The sequence below is a fragment of the Thermotoga petrophila RKU-1 genome, from assembly GCF_000016785.1.
In the GTDB taxonomy this organism is placed as follows: domain Bacteria; phylum Thermotogota; class Thermotogae; order Thermotogales; family Thermotogaceae; genus Thermotoga; species Thermotoga petrophila.
In genome coordinates, this window is the sequence record NC_009486.1 from 198,879 (window position 1) to 215,780 (window position 16,902).

Below are 16,902 nucleotides of genomic sequence, written 5' to 3' on the forward strand. Positions count from 1 at the left end.
TGATCCCTCCTTTCTTCACCAACCATTATACTACTTTCCAAGTTCGGAGTGCTAACTATTTCAACACCTTCAACAGGTGTAAAATAAGATCGATGGGAGGTGATATCATGAGAAGATTTTTACCGGTTCTTTTTCTGCTGATTGCAGGCATCGTATTGGCGGACAATTACGTCCTGATCGTTTATTCGGAACCACTTTCTCAGGTTTTCATAAACGGAAACTACGTGGGAACGGTCGATGTGACCGGTCAGATGATACTTACGTTGAATTCTTCCGGGAAATTCACCATAACGGTGAGAAAGAGCTGGTACATTCCTTTTGAAAGCGAAATCATCGTTTCATCTCCGGGAGAATTCGTTATATTCGCGAACTTGAAAGAAGCAGGAGCTCTGAGAGTCTTCTCGAACGTGTACCCCGTTGAGGTCTTCGCTGAAGGCATGTACCTAGGAAAGATCCACAGCGTCAAGGATGTACTCTACGTGCCGGCCGGTACGGTGACGCTCACATTCAAAGCTCCGGGGTACAAGGAAGAAGCGGTGACCGTCCAGGTAAAACCAAGGAGCGAGAACACAATCAACATCTATCTGGAAGAGAAAGCGCTCGCACTCGACTTGAAAGTGGAACCCGAGAGATTCTCACCGAACGGTGACTGGTACAACGATAAAACTACATTCTATATCTACCTCTCCAAACCCGCGGACCTGAGTGTGGAAGTTCTGAACGACAGAGGAGAAACCATCTGGTTCAGACAGCTGAAAGGCTCCGAGGGAACGAACAAGGTGATCTGGGACGGAAAAGACGCATCAGACGGAAGATACAGGGTGAGAGTAACTGCCTCAACCGACGATGAGATGCAGTCTGTAGAAAAAGAAGTGATCGTGGACAGGAGCGAGTACACCTACTTCAAAGAACTGTTCATCGGTTCGGTCCTCGCCCTGGTGGTTCTCCTGATTCTCGTTCATTAACCTCTGAGTACTACAAAGTAAATGTACACAGAATAGATGATGAGGAAAACTGCCCCTTCAAAACGGGAAATTCTCCTTCTGGAGACAGCAAAAACAAGAAGAAGGACCGACGTTAAGAAAAGAAACCAGAGATCCACAGAGTGGTTGACATCCACTGTCAATCTTCCAAAGAACGAACTCACTCCCAGTATGAAGAGGATGTTGAAGATGTTGCTTCCCACGATGTTTCCAACGAGGATATCACTCTCTTTTTTCGCCGTTGAAACGATGCTCACCACGAGTTCCGGCAGAGAAGTCCCAACGGCTATCACAGTCAAACCTATAAACGCTTGAGAAAGACCGAAAGTTTCGGCTATTTTCACCGCGTTCTCTATGGCAAGGTCGCCTCCGAACCAGAGAGCGAGGATTCCACCCACGATCATCAAAAGACTGACTGCAACACTCTTCTGTGGTTTTATCTCTTCCAGTTCCTCTTCCACCACTTCCTTCGCTGAGGTGACTAAGTAATACATGAAGATGACCATGAAAGAAAGGAACACCACCCCATCGTACCAGGAAAGATAATAATTTTTCAGAAACAAACTGATGAAAGAGATAGTCGCAAGGATCATGAACGGAATTTCAGATCTCACAGTGCTTCTTTTCACCGGCACTGCTCGAAGAACGGCAGCGAGCCCGAGGCAGAGTCCAACGTTTGCTATGTTGCTTCCAACCACGTTGGAAATAGCTATACTGGAATATCCCTTAATGGCGGAAACGAGAGAAGAAACAAGTTCGGGAAGGGACGTTCCAAAAGCAACAACAGAAAGTCCCACGATCAACTTGGAGATCCCCAGTGTCAGTGCCAGCGACGACGCCCCCGTGACGAGCCAGTTTGCGCCGATCACCAGAATCGCTATTCCCAGGGCAGTCAGAAGAAAAGCCACAGCCTGATCACTCTCCTATGATCTTGACGAGGACTCTCTTTGGTCTCATACCGTCGAACTCACCGTAGAAAACCTGTCCCCACGGTCCCAGATCCATCTTTCCATCGGTGATGGCTATGACCACTTCTCTTCCCATGATCGTGCGCTTGAGATGAGCGTCCGCGTTGTCTTCTCCGGTGTCGTTGTGCCTGTACTGGGAGTACGGCTTCTCCGGAGCGAGTTTTTCGAGCCACACCTCGAAATCGTGGTGAAGTCCCGGCTCATCGTCGTTTATGAAGACACTCGCGGTTATGTGCATGGCGTTGCAGAGAAGAAGACCTTCTTTTATACCGCTTTCTCTAACACACTCCTCCAGAAGGGGAGTTATGTTGATGAACTCCCTTCTCCTCTTCGTGTGAAACCAGAGTTCTTTTCTGTAGCTCTTCATTCTTCATCCTCCTCCACCAGTACGAAGTCTATCTCGCCCCTGATCTTGTCTGCCCTCATCACTTTTACCTTGAGAACATCTCCCAGCCTGAAGACCCTTCCCTTTCGCTTCCCGATGAGCATGTTCCTTGTTTCGTCGTAGTAATAGTAGTCGTCCAGCGTCGATATGTGAACAAGACCGGAGATGCTCTTTTCAGGAATCTCCACGAACAGCCCAAATTTGGTGATGTTCGTTACCACAACGTCAAAAACCTCCCCTATGTGGCGGGCTATGTATTCTACTTTCTTCATAGCTACAAGGTCCCACTCCGCTTCGTCCGCGACTCTTTCCCTTCGACTGCAGTGTTTCGCGATCTTCGGAAGCACCTTGGAGAATTTTTCGATCTGTTCGGGGGTGAAGTATCCGTTCTGCTCAAGGTAGAGTTTCAAAAGCCTATGAACGACAAGATCGGGATATCTTCTTATGGGTGAAGTGAAATGCGTGTAAGCGTAAGAAGCAAGTCCGAAATGACCGATGTTCACGGCGGAGTACATTGCCCTTTTCATGGATCTGACGAGGAGTCTTTCTACACTGCTTCTCAAAGGATGGTCTTTGACCTTTTCCAGAAGTTTCTGAAGCATTCCCGGGTGGATATTCTGGGGAAAATTCGCTCTTATCCCCATCGCTTCAAGATAGTTCCTCAACTGAAAAATGGTCTCGGGATCGGGTTCCTCGTGTACACGATACATGAATGGAAGTCCGGCGTGATCGAATATTTCAGCCACCGTCTCGTTCGCTCTGATCATGAATTCTTCTATCAACTTCTCTGCAATTCCTCTCTTTCTTGGAACGATATCCACCACCTGACCGTTTTCGTCCAGTATGACCTTCACTTCGTCACTCTCTATATCGAGAATGGCTCCACGCTTTCTCCGTGCTTCTCTCAATATCTCTGCGAGTTCCACCGCGTTGTATATGAGATCTTTGAAAGGTTCGTACTCCTTCATAGAAGAGGGATCTTCCAGGAATTCGTTCACCCTCTCGTAGATCATCCTTTTTTTGCTCTTTATCACACTCGGATAGACATCGTATCTCACGACCCGTCCGTCTCTGTCTATTTCCATCTCCACACTCATGGTGAGTCTGTCTTTCCCCTCAACGAGACTGCAGATACCGTTGGACAGTCTGAAGGGGAGCATTGGAATCACGGTATCGATGAGGTACACACTCGTTCCCCTCTTGAAGGCCTCCTGGTCCAGTGCGGAACCTTCTTTCACGTAATGTGAAACGTCCGCTATGTGAACACCGAGAAGGTAATTTCCGTTCGAAAGCTTTTCCACGGAGATGGCATCGTCGAAGTCCTTTGCGTCCTCACCGTCTATCGTGACGATGACTTTATCTCTCAAATCTTTTCTTCCGACAAGGTCTTTTTTCCTCACCTTGGCAGGTATCGAGTTCGCTTCTCTTATGACCTCTTCTGGAAATTCACCCGGTTCTGGAAGATCGTGCTTCACTATGACACTTGGAAGGTCGATGGAAGGGTCATCGAGATCACCGAGTACTTTCACAACCTTCGCCTCAGGGTTCTTGCCGGGAGAAGGATATTTCAGGATCTCCGCTATCACCTTCTGGTTAGGTTTCGCACCATCGATGTTCTCGGGTGCCACGTAGAAATCGTACGCTATCTTCGGGTCATCCGGCACAACAAATCCAAAGGTTCCTTTGTGGTCAAAAACACCAACTACCCTCGTAAGGCCACGTTCGAGAACCTTTACGACTCGTCCCCTTGGAAGCCCTCTCCAGGTTCCTGCTATTTCAACGACGACTCTGTCCTTGTGCATGGCGTACTTCGTGTCTTCAACAGGAACAGCGATTTCTTCAAACTCGTCCGTTATGACAAAGGCCACGTAACCACTTCGTGTGAATTCGATCGTTCCTACTTTGAGATCTTCGCCGAGTTTTCTGTACCTTCCCCTGCTGTCCCTGAAGATCCTTCCCTCTTTTTCCAGCTTTTTCACAACTTCTCTCACTTTTCTTCTCTCTTCTCTTGTCTTTGCCCGGAATTTCTTGTAGAGTTCTTTCAACACCATGGGTTTGTAATCGTCTGAGAGAATGAACCTTTCCACATCTTTCTTCCTTATCGGACTCATGTACTCACCTTCTTCTATTTTGTCCTGAAGAGTCTGTCGCCCGCATCTCCAAGACCGGGAATGATGTAACCGTGATCGTTGAGGCGCTCGTCCAGTGCCGCAACGTAGATTTTAACATCTTTGTATTTTCTCTCCACCGCTTCCACTCCCTCTGGAGCCGCGATCAGAGCCACCAGCGTGATCTTCTTCGCCCCGTTCTCCTTCAAAATCTCGATGGCCTTTACCGAAGAAACACCCGTTGCCAGCATGGGATCCAGCAAAAAGACCTCTTTGTCGTCGTTGAGAGGAGGCAGCTTGGCGTAGTATTCCACCGCCTGAAGCGTCTCCGGATCTCTGTATATTCCTATGTGGCCCACCGATGCGTTTGGAAGCAGTTCAAGAATACCATCCGCCATCACAAGACCGGCTCTGAGAATAGGAACCACCACGACATCCTTATCGTTTATACGGTATCCGATCGTTTTCGTTATGGGAGTTTCCACTTCCACTTCTTCGCACTTCAAATGCCTTGTGGCTTCGTACGCGAGGAGGAGCGTTATCTCTCTGAGCAGTTCTCTGAACTCCTTTGGACCGGTGTTCTTGTCTCTCATGATCGTGAGTTTGTGCTTTATGAGGGGATGATCCACTACAACGAGATTCTTCATATTTCCACCCCTTCGATCTTGTCGCGGTACAGGGGAAACCTTTCGCAGAGCTCCCTTACCCTCTTTGAAACCTCTTCCCTCACCTCTGGTTTCACCGTTCCGTTTTCATCGGTCACGTTTGAAAGAACCAGGTCTATCATCTCGGCGATCTCTTCCATCTCTTCTTCCTTCATTCCGCGGGTTGTAACAGCGGGTGTTCCTATTCTGATACCGCTCGCCACGAACGGAGATCTCTTTTCGTTGGGAATGGTGTTTTTGTTCACTGTGATACCACAGCTTTCCAGGGCCTTTTCCGCCGCTTTACCCGTTATGTCTTTTGGTGTGAGATCCACCAGGAACAAGTGTGTATCAGTTCCTCCAGAAACGATCCTGTAACCTCGTTTCTGGAACTCTTCAGCCATCTTTTTAGCATTTTTGACCACCTGCTTCTGGTACTCTTTGAACTCCTCCGTCATGGCTTCTTTGAAACAGACGGCTTTCGCCGCTATGACGTGCATGAGAGGACCACCCTGGATACCGGGGAAGATAGTTTTATCCACGGCTTTGGCGATATCCGGATCGTTCGTGAGTATCAAACCACCTCTGGGTCCCCTGAGGGTCTTGTGTGTGGTAGAAGTCACCACGTGGGCGTACTCCAAAGGATTCGGATGAATTCCTGCAGCGACGAGTCCGGCAAAGTGAGCCATATCCACCATCAAATATGCTCCCACCTCATCGGCTATCTCTCTGAATCTTTTGAAATCGATGATCCTGGCGTAAGCACTTCCACCCGCAACGATTATCTTTGGCTTGTGTTCCAGGGCGAGTCTTCTGACCTCATCGTAATCTATCGTTTCCGTTTCCAGATTGACTCCGTAGGGTACCACCTTGAAGATCTTCCCTGAGAAATTCACCGGCGCTCCATGGGTGAGGTGTCCCCCGTGAGACAGGGACATTCCCATGATCGTGTCTCCGGGCTGGGCGAGTGCCAGATAAACCGCCATGTTCGCCTGAGAACCGGAGTGCGGCTGAACGTTCGCAAATTTGGCTCCAAACAACCTCTTCGCTCTCTCTATAGCGAGTTCTTCTGCTCGATCCACCCATTCGCAGCCACCGTAGTACCTCTTCTGCGGGTATCCTTCCGCGTACTTGTTGGTGAGCATGCTTCCCATGGTTTCTATGACAGCGAGTGACGCGAAGTTCTCAGAGGCGATCAGCTCCAGGCCGTACTCTTGACGCTTCAACTCGTTCACAAGAACTTCGTATATTTCGGGATCAACCTGTTTTACATGTTTCCACACGAAAAATCACCTCACTCGACAGTGTATTCTGTCCCCGAAGGGGTATCCTTTAAAATGATTCCAATCTCCCTGAGATGATCCCTTATTCGATCAGAAAGATCGTATCTTTTTTCCTTCCTCAAGACATCTCTCACTTCTATCAGCAGTTTGAGTAGTTCTTCAGAGGAAACTTCTTTCTTCTCTTCGTTGAGATCGAAAAGTCCCAGAACGGGGCCAAACTCCCTTCTGATCAGGTGATAGTAGAGAAGGGCATCTTCACGGTCGTTGTCATCCATCGCTTTGCTGAGGTTTCTCGCGAGTTCAAAAATCAAGGACACAGCCACCGGTGTGTTGAAATCGTCGTCGAGAGCTTCCACAAAACGATTAACGTACTCTTCGTAAACAGCGTTTCTCTTAGGTATCCCGATGTCTCCAGATTTTTCGTATCGTCCCAGGATCTCCCAAACACGTTTGACCGCCCTGGAATAATCCTGAAGGAGTTCTTCAGAGAAGTCCATCGGCGACCTGTAATGCTTTGAGAGAATCATGTACCTTAGACCGTCTCTGCCGTACCTTTTCACGGCTTCACGGACGGTGAAGATGTTTCCCGTCGATTTGCTCATCTTGTCACCGAGGAACCTGACCATGCCGTTGTGCATCCAGTATCTCGCGAAAACCTTACCGGTCAGAGCCTCGGCCTGGGCCTTCTCGTTCTCGTGGTGCGGAAACACGAGATCTTCCCCACCCGCGTGTATATCGAAACTCTCTCCCAGGATTTTTACGGACATAACCGTACACTCTATGTGCCAACCTGGTCTTCCCTCTCCCCAGGGAGACTTCCAGCAGGGTTCACCAGGTTTGGCCTTTTTCCAGAGAGAGAAATCGAGAGGAAACTTCTTCGTTTCGTCCACCTCGACCCTGGCACCCGCGATGAGATCCTCTATCTTCTTTTTTGAGAGTTCACCGTACTTTTCGAACTTTCTCACGTCGAAATAGACACCCGTTTCCGTTTGATACGCAACCCCTTTTTCTACAAGTCTTTCTATTATCTCAACAATATCGTCGACGAAATCGGTGGTTCTTGGATGAAAATTCGCCGGTCTTATACCGAGGGCATGAGCGTCTCTCCAGTACTCGGCTATGAAGGTATCCGCCACGGTCTTGTAATCGACACCGAGCTGATTCGCCTTGTTTATGATCTTGTCGTCTATATCTGTGAAATTCTGAACCATTATGACCCTGTAACCCCTGTACTCGAGGTACCTCCTGAACACATCGAATACCACCGCGGGTCTCGCGTTCCCTACGTGGATGAGGTCGTACACGGTGGGTCCGCACACGTACATCCTCACAACACCGGGTTGAATGGGCACAAATTCTTCTTTTTTTCCTGTCAGGGTGTTGGTTATTCTCATCGATGCACCTCCTGTTTTCACACGTTGATGTTGCTGATCTCCACCAGTTCCTCCGAAGTGAGAACCTCTTCTATGTTCAAAATGATCACGATATCGTCACGGACTTTTGCAAACCCGAGAATGTAGCTCTTCCCTTTTCCTGCGAGATTCTGAGGAGGTTGTTCGATATCGCTCTCTGTAAGCGTCAGAACCTCGCTCACGTCGTCCACCAAGAAACCGATCAGCGTGTCTTTCACCATCGAAACAATGATCTTCGCCTTCTTCTTGTCATCTATATCTGGCATCTTGAACTTCTTTCTGAGATTCACCACCGGAATGATTTTCCCTCTGAGGTTCATGACTCCCTCTATGTACTCCGCCGTCTCTGGAACGGGAACGATCCTTTCCACTTCGACTATGCTCTCCACTTTCATGATGTCCACGCCGAACACTTGGTTTCCCAGCTTGAACGTCACCACCTTCAGTTCCATCTCCATCCCCCCTCACACGATTTTCATGAGTATCTGACCCGTTTCTATGTTGTCTCCCTCTTTCACAAGGATCTCTTTTACTGTCCCAGAAAACTCGGACTGAAGCTCGTTTTCCATCTTCATAGCTTCAAAAACGAGTAGTTTATCTCCCACGCTCACTTTTTGACCCTCTTTTACGAGTACCTTCAGAACGATCCCGGCCATAGGGGCCTTAACCAGTTTTTCTTCCTCCGAAGATTCTTCTCTTTCTACCACAACCGGTTTTGGTTCTTCCTTAGGAATTTCCTGAACAACCCTCTGAGATACTTCTTTCAATGGTTTTGTCGATTCTTTTTTGCTAACGTTTCCTATCTCCTCTACTTCCACAATGTACTCCTTTCCGTTCACTACCACTCTGAACTTTCTGACCATCTTCTCCTCCTCCAGCCAGTTTTTCTCCATGCCTCGTATCCTCGTTTTTCTCTGCTTTTTTTCACAGAAACTATTCTGTAGTCACCTTCGATTATTTGTGAAAGCACCGCCGAGATAACCGCTATTATTTCTTCGTTCTCCCTTGAATACCTGGTCTTCTTTTCTTCAACAACAGCGGGTCTCTCTTTTCCCGAGAAGAATTTCAAAACAACGGAGAACAAATACAGAATGAGAAATACAAAGAACACTGTCACTATTCCGAACAGAAAGATGGTGATCATTACCTCACCTCACAGAGGGATGTTTCCATGCTTCTTCTTCGGTCTGTACTCAACTTTCGTCTCACAAACCTCAAGGGCTCTCATTATGTACTTCCTTGTCTCTCTCGGATCTATCACCATGTCCACGTATCCTCTACTCGCCGCTATATAAGGATTCGCGAACTGCTGTTTGTATTCTTCAATGAGCTTTCTTCTCGTTTCTTCGGGGTTGGAAGAAGCCTCTATTTCCTTCTTGAAGATAATATTCGCCGCTCCTTCAGGCCCCATGACCGCAATTTCGGCGGACGGCCAGGCAAGAACCATATCCGCTCCCAGGTGTTTGCTACCCATGGCGATGTACGCTCCTCCATAGGCCTTTCGAAGAATAACCGTAATCTTTGGAACCGTTGCCTCGCTGTACGCGTAGAGCATCTTCGCTCCGTGTCTTATGATGCCACCGTGCTCTTGAGCAACACCTGGGAGATAACCAGGGGTATCCACGAAGGTCAGAATAGGAATGTTGAAGGCGTCGAGGAATCTGATGAAACGTGCCGCCTTGTCTGAGGAATCGATATCCAGAACACCGGCGAGCACGGAAGGCTGATTCGCCACTATTCCCACTGTTTTTCCCTGAATCCTGGCAAAGCCTATGACGATGTTCTTCGCAAAGTACGGCTGAACTTCGAAGAACTCTCCGTGATCCACAACCCTTTTGATGACTTCCCTCACATCGTACCCTTTGTTTGGATTGTCCGGAAGGATATCGAGAATGTCCTCTGGAGTTTCCAGACTGGTATCGGGATCTTCAACGGGTGGTTCTTCGGCGTTGTTGGAGGGAAGGTACGAGAGGAGTGTCCTCACCAGAGACATAGCCTTTTCGTCGTTGTCTGCCAGAAAGTGAGCGTTCCCACTCTTTTGATTGTGAACCATGGCCCCTCCCAGATCCTCCTGGGAGATCTCTTCACCCGTTACCGCTTTTATCACGTTCGGCCCCGTTATGAACATCCTGGCGGTCTGGTCTACCATCACGATGAAATCGGTGAGTGCGGGCGAATAAACAGCGCCACCAGCACAAGGACCGGCTATCACAGTGATCTGTGGTACCACACCGGAAGCGAGGGTGTTTCTTAGAAATATCTCGCCGTAACCGGCGAGTGCATCCACACCTTCCTGAATTCGTGCGCCTCCAGAATCGTTTATGCCAATCACTGGTATTCCCATCTTGAGGGCCAGATCGAGGAGTTTTACGATCTTTTTCGCGTGCATTTCTCCCAGTGAGCCGCCCATCACCGTGAAGTCCTGAGAAAAAACGGCGACTTTTCTTCCGTTTATCTCACCAACACCCGTAATGACTCCGTCCCTTGGAAGTTTCACCTTGTCGAGTCCAAAGTACGTGTTTCTGTGTTCCACAAATTTGTCGATTTCCACGAACGTTCCAGGATCGAGGAGCAGTTCTAATCTTTCCCAGGCAGTGAGTTTTCCAGACTCATGCTGTTTTTCTACTTTCTCAGGACCGCCACCCTGTTCAATCTCCTTCTCGATTTTCTTCAATTCTTCGATCTTATCCCTCAGACTCATCTTATCCCTCCGTTTCTAATGATGCCAGGACTTCCTTCAGTATCTCCTCTTCATCTCTTGTATCTCCATCGAGTTTTCTCATGAGAATCTTCTCGAGAACCTCTCCAATTATTTTACCGGATGTTATCCCTTTTCTGATGAGATACTCCCCGTTTATCTTTTCGAGCTTCGTGTTCTTTATCTTCAGAAGATAGGATTTGAACAACTCTTCTTTCTCACCGCTGAGATACGCCAGGAAGTGACAGATCGTCTCGCTCGAGACTCCCTTCACAAGAGGATAAACAAAAGAAACAGGAACCCTTTCCGAAAGCATCTCCAGAAGAGCGGGTGCACTCTTTTCCACGTGTCTGATTTCGTTTATCAGGTTTCGGCGAAGAGAATATCTATCTCTCACTTCTTTCCAGCTCTCATCGTCGTAGAACTCGAGAAACACGTGGAGCGCTGCGTAGAATTTGTCAACTTCTCCGAAGTTCTCCTCCACCCACGGAATGTTTCTGAAGAGATTTTCCATCTTTCCGTCCATGGAAGGGGTGTAATAGGTTTTTGGGAACAGATGTTTTATCACATCGAATTGCGCCATCCTCCTGATTGACTTCAGAGGGTTTTTCTCTTCGAGTATTTTCTCCAATTCCTGTCTGAGGCGTGGACCAGTTGTTCGCTCAAGGTATCCTTCTTCAACAGCCTGTTTCAGGAGCCTCTCTGTTGTCTCTTCGATTCTGAAGTCAAAACGTTGTTCAAAACGAACGGCACGCAGAATCCTTGTGGGATCGTCTACAAAACTCAGGGTGTGAAGGACCCGTATTACTCCTTCTTTCAGATCCCTGTATCCCCCAAAGAAATCGATCAGCAGTCCGAAATCTTTCGAGTTAAGCTTTATAGCCATCGCGTTTATCGTGAAATCTCTCCTGTAGAGATCCTTCTTTATCGTACTCATCTCCACATCGGGGAGCTTGGCGGGTGATTCGTAGTACTCCAACCTCGCCGTTGCGATGTCTATTCTGAGACCTCCCTTCAAAAAAAGAGAAGCGGTCATGAATTTATCGTGTTTCACTAGTTTTCCCGGCAGAAAACGTTTGGCGTACTCGGCGAATTCCAGCGCGTTGCCTTCAACAACGATGTCTATATCGAGATTCTCTATGCCGAGGAGAAGATCACGAACGAAGCCCCCCACGACATAAACGGGCATGTTCACCTCGTCGCCGAATTTCCCGAGAAGTCTGAAAAGATTCAAGATCTTCGGATCTACCCGTTCTACGAGGAGCTTTGAAACATCTCTGAATATCTGTCCGTTCGCCTGAAACACCGGCATCACGTATTTTTTGAAGGGTTTCCCGAATATCGCCCTCAGAACGTCACTTCTTGTTACGATGCCCACGAGAATGCCGTTCTCCAGTATAGGAATTCGTCCGATGGCGTGTTCCACCATGAGTTCTCTCAACCTGGTCACAGGAGTATCAGGAGTCGCCACCACCAGGTTCGTCGACATGATGGACTTCACAGGCCTGTCACCCAGACCATGGTTCATCGCCTTCTCAACTGCTTTCTTCGTAACAATACCTACCAGCCTGTTCCCCTCAACAACTGGAAATCCACTGTGTCCGGTTTGCTTCATCAATCTATCCACTTCTCCTATCGTCATGTCAGAGAGGACCACCTTCACGGGAGAGGACATGATATCTCTTGCGCGAAGGAGAGGAACCACATGATCGTGGAGTTTATTCAAAACCTCTTTCAGAACCTCGTCGATCTCTTTTCCGGTGATAGTTGCGGAGGCTGCCCTCATGTGCCCGCCTCCTCCGAGGTCTTTCATGAAAGAGCCGAGATCCACGTCGGGTGAACCGGTTCTTCCAATAACGTAGATCTTCTTTCCCATCTTCACAATCGCTATGAAGGTTTCCTTTCCCAGCATCTCCCAGACCTTACTCACAATCAGCCCCAATCCTCCCACAAAGTCCTCGCACTCCATCACTGAAATGGTTATCGGAACACCGTTCACTTCATAATCACGAGCGTTCTCTATCAGTTCGTCCAGCAGTTCCATCTGCTTAGGAGTGAGCTCTTCTCTTGTGTAAAGTGCCACTTCATCGAGATTTGCACCGTTTTCCAGAAGAAACTTCGCTATCTCCAGATCCCGCGGTGTGGTTGAAGAAAAGAGTAGATTTCCCGTGTCGTCGTAGAGAGCGATCATGAAGAGAGTGGTTTCGGTGGGATCCAGTGGTATATTTTTATCTCGAATGAGCTCAACGAGTATCGTTATCGTGGCTCCCACCTTCGATACTATTCCATCGTATGGACTTTCATCCACATGGTGATCGTAAACTGTTATCTTCGCTCCTTGACTTTTTTCTCTGATATTCTCTGGAATCCGATCCGGAGAAGGTGTGTCGACGATCACGAGTTCTGTGACCTCGCCTTCAAACTCGTGATCCCAGATGAATTCAAACCGATCCAAATAGACTTTGAGGAAATCGGAGAGATTCCTCGCCGGATTGGAAGGCAGAACTATGATGTGGTCATCAAACAGCTTCTTCGCCGCGACACAGGAAGCGAAGGCATCGAAATCGGGTGACCTGTGTGTGGTGATGACCCTCATTCACTCCACCTCTAAGGTGACGGTCACAGAACTCGCTTCCATTGTATCTTCTTCAAGATCCATGACCACTCTCTCTGCTTCCATTTCCAGATCTTTTTCTTTATCCTTCAACCTCACACTGCGGAGGAGTTCTATGATACCGTCTTTTCTTCTGTAAACCACCTCTTCGGAATTTGCCACAACTGAACCCTTCTGAATCTTCACCTCTCCAGTTCCCTGGAAAACGTCCTCTTCAAGATCGAAGGTGATTTGTTCGCACTCTATATAGATCGTTTCTGTACTGGTTTTATCGATGAACTCACCTTTCACATTTCCCGTGATAGTTCCCACTCTGGTCTCCACATCGTAAATGAGGCTATCTCCTTTCAACTCCCCATCTTCAAGGGTCACAGTCACAGATGAACTCGCTTCCGTTATTCTCCACTTTCCACTCAGTTTTTTCACGATTAAATTGTCCGCAGTCAGCGTAAAGTTCTCTTCTTCGATCTTGAGAACAACGTTTCCGGAATACTCTATCCTTTCATCAGAAGGCTTCACAAAATCTGCTTTTATGTGGATCGTCTTTGAGAATGCGAAAAGACTCACAAGGATGAAGAACGCGATCAACAACTTTTTCACAGAACCACCTCCTCAAAGAACCTGGAGAACTCTTCGTAAGCGCGTCTCGTTGTAGAAACCGGAGAAAGGGAAGAACATGCTATTCTCAAGCTTTTAGCCTTTTTTATTCTTTCTTTCTCCAGATGCTTTGTTCTGGCTGTTGTCGACAAAAACAGGTACTCGAGCGCGTTTCTGGGGGGATTCTTTTCTTTCTCCACATCGAAAAGGATAGTCAGCTCTCCTTCGGGAACTCCCGTGATCCAGGTGATGGGAACGTACCTGTCTTCGTATGGGCGGTAGAGTATCGGAAAGGAAAGAGAAATCTTGAGCGCTTTTCTCAAATCGTCCCCCTCTTTGAAAACCACTTCCTTTCCTTCAAAAAGATCGAAAACCCAGATTTCAAGACCTCCTGGGATTTTCTGTGCGGGGAACAGCGAATCTATGTACCTGTACAGGCGCTCGTGATTTCGAACACCGTTCAGCGTGTCACCGATTCTCATCAGTATTCGAAGAGCATCCACCATTGAAAGCTGATCTATGCCTTTCGTGAAGAAAGGATCGAGAAGCTTTTCAATGTTCTTCCATTCCTTCACCAGAATCGAGTACGTCCTGTTAGTAGATCTTGTAAGGAAAAAAAGAGCGCAGGGAATGGAGGAAATTCCACAGCACCTCACCGTGAAATCGACTTTCGAATCTTTTAAAAATTTCAGCACCCCTATGACTCCCAGATAAGCACCGCTATCTCCACCGAACGAAATTACCAGGGTAAAATCACTCCCCTTAGATTTTTAAGTACCTTTCTATAGATTTCTTCGTACTTATCAAAGGCGTTCCAGGGCTCGTTCACATCGTGCATCACCACAAAATTCGCCTTTGAAAGTTCTTCTCTTTCCAGGAGAATCTCCTTCCACCTGTCCATCACAAAGAACATCTCGAAATGATTCTTAAATCCGTCTTTTCTCTCTCTGTTGAAAGCGGAAGCTACGACGAAGTCTGCTCCGAGTTCCCGCGCCTGAGAAACCGGTGTGGGTGCAAGAACCCCACCATCCAGACAGGGAGTCCCTCCTATCCAGATCGGCTCGAAATATCCCGGCACAGAACTGCTCGCTACGACGGCATCTATCAGAAATCCTTCTGTCACAAGGAGAGAATCCATGTTTTCTGTATCGAAGACCACAACACCGAGCGTCTTCTTGCAGTCAGAAAATTTCTTTCTACCAAAAGCCTCTTTGAGAACAGAAAACAGCAGGTCCGCCTTGAAAAGAGAGCGCTGAAACAATCCTCTCCAGGTGTTCTCCGATTCCGTCTTCTTCAGGTCTTCGAAGTGTTTCTTCATAAGGGAAAAGGTGATGTCTTTCACCAAAGCGGGCTCTCCGTAGAGCGCGTACAGACCACCTACAACGGCTCCTATCGATGATCCGGTGATCACATCGAACACGTCTCCAGATTTCTCCAGGAAAGCAACGTGAGCCGCCCCTTTGACTCCTCCCGCCGCGAACGCTATTCCCTTTGTCACGCTCATCGCCCCACAAGAAGAATGATTCCCAAAAGAAGAGCAAGAGCACCAGCGCCGATCACCATCAGCGTACTGGTATCCATCTGGAGCGAAGATTTCTCTTTTTCTTCCACCCTCTGGGAAAGTGCTGTCAAGTCCGAAGAGAGCCTTTCGATCTTCTTTGAAAGGTCGCTCACCTGCTTTTTCAGATCCTGGATTTCACTCTCCATTGTCGTTCTGTTTTGCTGATCTTCAGCGACGGATTCTTCCAGTCCGGAGAAACGTTTATTCAGGTTTTCCAGATCGCTTTTCAGGTTTTCCACGCTGGACTCCAGCATCTGAAATTTTGCTGTTGTCTGAAGGATACTCTTTTCCAGATCAGAGACCTTTTCCTCCTGAGCGGAGACTCTGCTGGAAACGACAGAAACCTTCTGGTTCATTTCGTTTTTCAGATTCACCACATCCGAGGAGAGTGAGTCCAATTCTTTGCGAAGCTGGTTCAACTCTTCTGAAAGACTTCCTGTTCTTCCCTTCAGCATGAGGATATCCTCGCCCGCGTCCTGTTTCCATGCGAGAAGGTTGCGCGTGTCTGAGCTGAGCTGAGTGATTGCTCCTTCAAGAGAGGTCATCTCTTTTGACACGTTTTCCAGATTCTTTTCCAGAAGAGTCAGTCTCGAGGTATTCTGTTGTGAACTCTCTTCAAGTTTCTTAAGGTTTTTTTCCACAACGTCTATTCTCCTCAGTATCTCCGAATCTATTCCAGCCGTTTCCTGCTTGAAGCTGGTGAAAGCCAGAGATAAGTTGTTGAACGCTTCTTCCAGAGAATCGATCTTTGTCTTCAACTCTGAAACTTCACTCGCCGTGGAGGTAATTTCGAGTACAGCAGAATCGACACGAGAGTTCAAAGAATTGTAGTTCTTTTCTAGATTGGAAGTTCGTTCATCTAGAGCGATCGTGGCTGCTTTTACAATATCGAGCTCATCGAGCAGCGGGAGCTTTTCTTTGAGTTTTTCAAGTTCGAATCTCATGACCAGTCTGTAGATGTACTGCGCCACGTCGTATCGAGTCACGAGGAGCGCTCCCCTGAAGTTCCCCTTGTCATCGAGCTCCATGATGCCCGCTTTCACCACGTAGTTCACGGCTTCGAAAAACGGAGAGTCTGGTTCTAAATCCTTTATGTTCTGTGAAAGCAGGAGAATGCTTATCACTACCAACCCAAGAACAAGAATCTTTCTCAAAGACTTCACCTCCCTCTTCAACCTTAAAACATCCTTGAAAACACCCCGTGAACGGCCGGTTTATTGTTTGGAAAAATTTCTCTCCATAACGCCCTTCAACTCCTTCAGATAGTCGAGTATCTTTGAGGATTTTTCTTTACCAAGATCGCTTGTGATCTTCTCGATGAAATTCTCCCTTCGTTCGATGACCTTTTCTATGACCTCCTCTCCTTTTCTCGTTATAACCAGAAAGTAGGCTCTCCGGTCCGCGGGGTCTGGAGTGCGCGTCAGATAACCATCCGCCTCGAGTCTTTTCACCAGACCGGTCACCGTGCTCTTCGCAACTCCCAGCAGAACACTGAGTTCTCCTGGACGTTTGGGACCTTCGAAATAGATCTTCTGAAGAATGTCGAACTGAGCCGGTGTTATGCCGAAGTCTCTCAACACCTTTCTGCCTTCCACCTTCACCATGAAACAGATCTCTCTGAGAATTCTTTCAAAAGGTTGCTTCACGTT

General features: G+C 47.8%; 17 protein-coding genes. 1 reads left to right on the plus strand and 16 read right to left on the minus strand.

Annotated features, from left to right (window positions below):
• Positions 1 to 107 precede the first annotated feature (107 nt).
• Complete coding sequence (locus TPET_RS01035) at positions 108 to 965, plus strand: FlgD immunoglobulin-like domain containing protein (RefSeq protein WP_011942887.1); 858 nt, start codon at positions 108 to 110, stop codon at positions 963 to 965.
• On the opposite strand, the gene TPET_RS01040 is transcribed toward TPET_RS01035, so the two are convergent.
• The 16 genes from TPET_RS01040 to TPET_RS01115 are packed head-to-tail and all read right to left on the minus strand — an operon-like array spanning position 962 to position 16,899.
• On the minus strand, positions 962 to 1,891 hold the full coding sequence (locus TPET_RS01040) for a calcium/sodium antiporter (RefSeq protein WP_011942888.1): 930 nt from the start codon (positions 1,889 to 1,891) through the stop codon (positions 962 to 964). The two genes, TPET_RS01035 and TPET_RS01040, sit on opposite strands and share 4 nt — an antisense overlap.
• Before the next feature lie 7 nt (positions 1,892 to 1,898).
• The gene (locus tag TPET_RS01045) at positions 1,899 to 2,318 is read right to left on the minus strand and encodes a secondary thiamine-phosphate synthase enzyme YjbQ (protein WP_011942889.1); all 420 of its coding nucleotides are present in this window, start codon (positions 2,316 to 2,318) and stop codon (positions 1,899 to 1,901) included.
• Positions 2,315 to 4,447 carry a ribonuclease R gene (rnr, locus tag TPET_RS01050; protein ID WP_011942890.1) on the minus strand — a complete coding sequence of 711 codons (2,133 nt, stop codon included), beginning with the start codon at positions 4,445 to 4,447 and terminating at the stop codon, positions 2,315 to 2,317. Before rnr ends, TPET_RS01045 begins: the two co-directional genes overlap by 4 nt.
• 14 nt (positions 4,448 to 4,461) lie before the next feature.
• Positions 4,462 to 5,091 (minus strand): uracil phosphoribosyltransferase, encoded by a 630-nt coding sequence (gene upp / locus TPET_RS01055; protein ID WP_011942891.1) that lies wholly within the window; start codon positions 5,089 to 5,091, stop codon positions 4,462 to 4,464.
• Positions 5,088 to 6,371: a serine hydroxymethyltransferase gene (gene glyA, locus TPET_RS01060; protein WP_011942892.1), complete on the minus strand. Its 1,284-nt coding sequence runs from the start codon at positions 6,369 to 6,371 to the stop codon at positions 5,088 to 5,090. The genes upp and glyA overlap by 4 nt, the downstream gene beginning before the upstream one ends.
• An 11-nt stretch (positions 6,372 to 6,382) precedes the next feature.
• A complete protein-coding gene (cysS, locus tag TPET_RS01065; protein ID WP_011942893.1) occupies positions 6,383 to 7,765 on the minus strand; it encodes a cysteine--tRNA ligase in 1,383 nt (460 codons plus the stop codon).
• Between the two features lie 17 nt (positions 7,766 to 7,782).
• Positions 7,783 to 8,235 carry a chemotaxis protein CheW gene (locus tag TPET_RS01070; RefSeq protein ID WP_011942894.1) on the minus strand — a complete coding sequence of 151 codons (453 nt, stop codon included), beginning with the start codon at positions 8,233 to 8,235 and terminating at the stop codon, positions 7,783 to 7,785.
• Positions 8,236 to 8,247: 12 nt separating this feature from the next.
• Complete coding sequence (locus TPET_RS01075; RefSeq protein WP_011942895.1) at positions 8,248 to 8,646, minus strand: biotin/lipoyl-containing protein; 399 nt, start codon at positions 8,644 to 8,646, stop codon at positions 8,248 to 8,250.
• Entirely contained in the window at positions 8,622 to 8,927 is a 306-nt protein-coding gene (locus TPET_RS01080; RefSeq protein ID WP_011942896.1) for an OadG family protein, read from the minus strand. Before TPET_RS01080 ends, TPET_RS01075 begins: the two co-directional genes overlap by 25 nt.
• A gap of 9 nt (positions 8,928 to 8,936) precedes the next feature.
• Positions 8,937 to 10,484 (minus strand): acyl-CoA carboxylase subunit beta, encoded by a 1,548-nt coding sequence (locus TPET_RS01085; RefSeq protein WP_011942897.1) that lies wholly within the window; start codon positions 10,482 to 10,484, stop codon positions 8,937 to 8,939.
• A gap of 1 nt (position 10,485) precedes the next feature.
• On the minus strand, positions 10,486 to 13,077 hold the full coding sequence (locus tag TPET_RS01090; protein WP_011942898.1) for a CBS domain-containing protein: 2,592 nt from the start codon (positions 13,075 to 13,077) through the stop codon (positions 10,486 to 10,488).
• Positions 13,078 to 13,695, minus strand: a complete 618-nt coding sequence (locus TPET_RS01095; protein WP_011942899.1) for an LptA/OstA family protein — start codon at positions 13,693 to 13,695, stop codon at positions 13,078 to 13,080.
• Positions 13,692 to 14,387 carry a patatin-like phospholipase domain-containing protein gene (locus TPET_RS01100; RefSeq protein WP_011942900.1) on the minus strand — a complete coding sequence of 232 codons (696 nt, stop codon included), beginning with the start codon at positions 14,385 to 14,387 and terminating at the stop codon, positions 13,692 to 13,694. Before TPET_RS01100 ends, TPET_RS01095 begins: the two co-directional genes overlap by 4 nt.
• A gap of 44 nt (positions 14,388 to 14,431) precedes the next feature.
• The gene (locus TPET_RS01105; protein ID WP_048810846.1) at positions 14,432 to 15,196 is read right to left on the minus strand and encodes a patatin-like phospholipase family protein; all 765 of its coding nucleotides are present in this window, start codon (positions 15,194 to 15,196) and stop codon (positions 14,432 to 14,434) included.
• On the minus strand, positions 15,193 to 16,407 hold the full coding sequence (locus TPET_RS01110; protein ID WP_011942902.1) for an S-layer homology domain-containing protein: 1,215 nt from the start codon (positions 16,405 to 16,407) through the stop codon (positions 15,193 to 15,195). Before TPET_RS01110 ends, TPET_RS01105 begins: the two co-directional genes overlap by 4 nt.
• A 60-nt stretch (positions 16,408 to 16,467) precedes the next feature.
• Complete coding sequence (locus TPET_RS01115; RefSeq protein ID WP_004081029.1) at positions 16,468 to 16,899, minus strand: MarR family winged helix-turn-helix transcriptional regulator; 432 nt, start codon at positions 16,897 to 16,899, stop codon at positions 16,468 to 16,470.
• Between the last annotated feature and the right edge of the window lie 3 nt (positions 16,900 to 16,902).

Bases quoted from the DNA above. Each gene is read 5' to 3' on its own strand.
- upp (WP_011942891.1), bottom strand. From the start codon at position 5,091: ATGAAGAATCTCGTTGTAGTGGATCATCCCCTCATAAAGCACAAACTC.
- TPET_RS01075 (WP_011942895.1), bottom strand. From the start codon at position 8,646: ATGGTCAGAAAGTTCAGAGTGGTAGTGAACGGAAAGGAGTACATTGTG.
- TPET_RS01085 (WP_011942897.1), bottom strand. From the start codon at position 10,484: ATGAGTCTGAGGGATAAGATCGAAGAATTGAAGAAAATCGAGAAGGAG.
- rnr (WP_011942890.1), bottom strand. From the start codon at position 4,447: ATGAGTCCGATAAGGAAGAAAGATGTGGAAAGGTTCATTCTCTCAGAC.
- cysS (WP_011942893.1), bottom strand. From the start codon at position 7,765: ATGAGAATAACCAACACCCTGACAGGAAAAAAAGAAGAATTTGTGCCC.
- TPET_RS01105 (WP_048810846.1), bottom strand. From the start codon at position 15,196: ATGAGCGTGACAAAGGGAATAGCGTTCGCGGCGGGAGGAGTCAAAGGG.
- TPET_RS01090 (WP_011942898.1), bottom strand. From the start codon at position 13,077: ATGAGGGTCATCACCACACACAGGTCACCCGATTTCGATGCCTTCGCT.
- TPET_RS01070 (WP_011942894.1), bottom strand. From the start codon at position 8,235: ATGGAACTGAAGGTGGTGACGTTCAAGCTGGGAAACCAAGTGTTCGGC.
- TPET_RS01035 (WP_011942887.1), top strand. From the start codon at position 108: ATGAGAAGATTTTTACCGGTTCTTTTTCTGCTGATTGCAGGCATCGTA.
- TPET_RS01080 (WP_011942896.1), bottom strand. From the start codon at position 8,927: ATGATCACCATCTTTCTGTTCGGAATAGTGACAGTGTTCTTTGTATTT.
- TPET_RS01045 (WP_011942889.1), bottom strand. From the start codon at position 2,318: ATGAAGAGCTACAGAAAAGAACTCTGGTTTCACACGAAGAGGAGAAGG.